This window comes from Bartonella sp. AP40SXNS (assembly GCF_042195825.1).
Taxonomy (GTDB): domain Bacteria; phylum Pseudomonadota; class Alphaproteobacteria; order Rhizobiales; family Rhizobiaceae; genus Bartonella.
The window spans coordinates 1-3,703 of sequence record NZ_JBHIPB010000038.1; the positions used below are offsets into that span (position 1 = coordinate 1).

The window sequence follows — 3,703 nt, forward strand, 5'->3', positions numbered from 1 at the left end:
CATAGCTATGCTCTTCAACGGCACTGCCATCTTCTTTGACGATCTTAACTTTGAAGCTTGGAGCACTCCATTGACCTCCCTTATATTCAGCGCCACCACCTAAATAAGTTGCAACTGTCTTATTCGTATCAAAAAGCTGAGAACCATTGACCGCTTCACTTGAGCTTGCAGAAACCTCTCCATTGGAAAGAAACTTAATTTTACTGTTGCCTTTCTCATCACCCTCTCCATGCGTTGCTACAAACGCCTTTTCAGAATCACTCCACAACAACGCATTCTGCTTAATATTTTCAGTAACCTCCGTGTTGTTTTGAGTAAACTCTTTTTGAAGATTCTCAAAAGATGTTCCTACACCAGCAAATGCTTCCGATACAGTATCATACTTCTTCTCTTCAACTTTAGTACCATCCTCATTAACGATCTTAACTTTGAAACTTGGAGCCGTCCAAGCGCCACCTGCATAACTAGCATCACCACTTAAAGACTTTGCAACACTGTTACCTAGAGAATATAGCTGATTTCCTGCTACAGCATCGCTTGAGCTAGCAGTAATATCACCATTTGCAAGTGATGTGATTTTGCTGTTCGTCTTCTCACTATCTTTTTCTCCATGCAAGGCGACAAAAGCACCTTCAGCCTTGCTCCATGATAAAGAATCTTGTGCAACTCCTTCTGAAACTTCCTTAATACGAGCGTTGATAGTGCTCATGCTGTCATTAATGTCATTAAATGCACCTGCAACATTATTACTGCTCTTCTTATCTCCTTTCGTACCATCATTGCTGAAAGTCTGAATTTGGAAATCCGGATCTTGCCATTCGCCTTTCTCATTATAACCAGCACCTCCACCAAAATAGCCAGCAAACTTTTTTTGCAGATCATAAATCTGTCCACCCGTAATCGCATCACTCGAGCCTGATACTATAGAGCCAGCTGCAAGTGATGTGAGCTTGCTGTTCTCTTTATTGTCCCCATGCGTCGCTACAAACGCTTCTGCGTCCTTATCCCACAACAGCGCATCGCCTTGAACTTCCTGAGTAATATTCGTGATATTTTCAGTAAGTTCATTAAACTTATTCGTTAGGTTGTTATTCACATTCTTGAAATTCGTATCAATACCTTCAATGGCTAAACCAACATCACCATAAGATTTTTCTACTACCTCGCCTTTTGCATCAACACTGGATAATTTATAGGTTGGACCCGTGAAAGTACCATCTTTAAAGCTTGTACCTCCACCTAAGTATTTCGCAATATCCTGAGAAACCTTAGAAATCTGACCGCCATTAACCGCATCATGCGAATTCTCACTAATCTGACCTTCGGCAACATTATGCAAACCAACAGTTGCAGAACCCTTACCTTTACCCAAAGTCACACTCGCATAATTAGTGCTGCTATTATCATCACCTTGTTTATCATAGTGAACAACAGCCGATTCATCAGACTGAAGACTGGTAGAAAGATCCTTTAAACTTTCATCAAGCTGACCCTTGTTAACCGCTTCATTATCCCTTGTCGCTGTCTTAACACCTGAAAGTATTCTATCTTGGCTTTCCTTATCCGCAATACTGATGCTCGCACCTTCTTTTTCACCACCAAGCTTGATTACATTTGTCGTATCATCAAACTTAACAAGACTATCTCCTACAACTTTATTAATCTCATTCTTAAGCTCTTTGTGAATATTCGTGAATGAAGCGCCTACACCAGCAAATGCTTTAGCAACATCATCATAACTTTGCTCTTCAACAGCACTGCCATCTTCTTTGACGATCTTAACTTTGAAGCTTGGAGCACTCCATTGACCTTCTTTATATTCAGCGCCACCGCCAAAGGATTTAGCTATATTCGTAGCTGTTGTTTCAAGATTGTTAGATACACTGCTTACATTTTGATTAGTCGCAAAAAGCTGAGAACCATTGACCGCTTCACTTGAGCTTGCAGAAACCTCTCCATTGGAAAGAAACTTAATTTTACTGTTGCCTTTCTCATCACCCTCTCCATGCGTTGCTACAAACGCCTTTTCAGAATCACTCCACAACAACGCATTCTGCTTAATATTTTCAGTAACCTCCGTGTTGTTTTGAGTAAACTCTTTTTGAAGATTCTCAAAAGATGTTCCTACACCAGCAAATGCTTCCGATACAGTATCATACTTCTTCTCTTCAACTTTAGTACCATCCTCATTAACGATCTTAACTTTGAAACTTGGAGCCGTCCAAGCGCCACCTGCATAACTAGCATCACCACCTAAAGACTTTGCAACACTGTTACCTAGAGCATATAGCTGATTTCCTGTTACAGCATCGCTTGAGTCTTTAGTGATACCCCCATTTGCAAGCGACGTTATCTTGCTGTTCGTCTTGCTTTCCTTCTCTCCATGCTTGGCTACAAACGCCTCTGCGTCCTTATTCCACAACAGCGCATCGCCTTGGACAGATTCTGTGATATTCGTGACTTTGTCATTAAAGTCTTTAACCACATTCGTGAAAGAATTACCAACACCTGAAAGAGCTTCTGAAACACTATCGTACTCAGCTTCTTCTGATGTGCCATCTTCTTTAAGGTGTGTAACTTTAAATCTAGGCAACAACCATTGATCTTTCTCATACTTAGCATCACCGTTTAAGTACGATGCAAGATCTTTTCCTAAGGAATAAAGTTGGGAGCCATTTACTGCATCTGTAGATTCTTTCGTAATATCTCCTGCCGCAAGGAACTTAATCTTGCTATTTGTCTTTGCACCGTCTTTTCCTCCATGCAAGGCTACAAAGGATTTTTCACCCTCGCTCCATGATAAAGAATCTTGTGCAACTCCTTCTGAGACTTCCTTAATACGCTGATTCACATTTTTGATATTTGCATCAAGTCCCTCAAATGCTAAACCAACATTGGTAAAGGCTTTTTGTGTTACCTCGCCATCTTCAGAAACGCGAGATAAGTTATAAGTAGGGTTGGTAAAGCTACCGTCTTTAAATGCCGCATCGCCGCCAAGGAATTTAGCTACATTCTGAGAAATCGTGTTGATCTGACTACCATTAATCGCATCATGTGAATTTTCAGCAATGGTACCATCCGCTACATTATGAAGTGCAACTGGTCCTGCATCCTTACCTTTACCTAAAGTCACACTGCTATAATCAGTTTTACCATCTGCCAGCTTATCGTAGTGAACAACAGCCGAGTCATCAGACTGAAGGCTGGTAGAAAGATCCTTCAGACTTGCATCAAGCTGCGCTTTATTAACTGCTTCATTGTCATTCTCTGCCGCCTTAACACCTGAAAGCGTCCGTTCTTTGCCCTTTTCGTCCAGAAAACTTATTTCTGTACCTGCTACTTCTTTACCAATATTGATAACTTTTGTCTTCTCATCCTGCTTGACAAGGCTATCACTGACAACATTAGTCACATCATGATGAACATTCGTGACAGAACTACTAATATCAGAAAGTGCTTCCGCTACACTCTTATAGCTTTCCTCACTTTCTTTACCTTCCGCATCAACTTTCTTAACCTTAAAACTTGGAGCTTTCCATTTTCCATCTTTATCATAACCTGATCCTCCACCAAAATACTCAGCAAATGTCTGATTCATTGAATAAAGCTGATTGCCAGTGATCGCCTCTGTCGAACCTTTAGAAATTTCTCCATCTAATAGAAACTTTAATTTGCTGTTTTCTTGTTCCGCTATAACTTGACC

General features: G+C 40.7%; 1 pseudogene. It reads right to left on the reverse strand.

From position 1 onward, the window contains the following. Positions 1–3,703 (reverse strand): annotated as a pseudogene (locus ACFILZ_RS09330) (hypothetical protein); the annotation flags it as partial.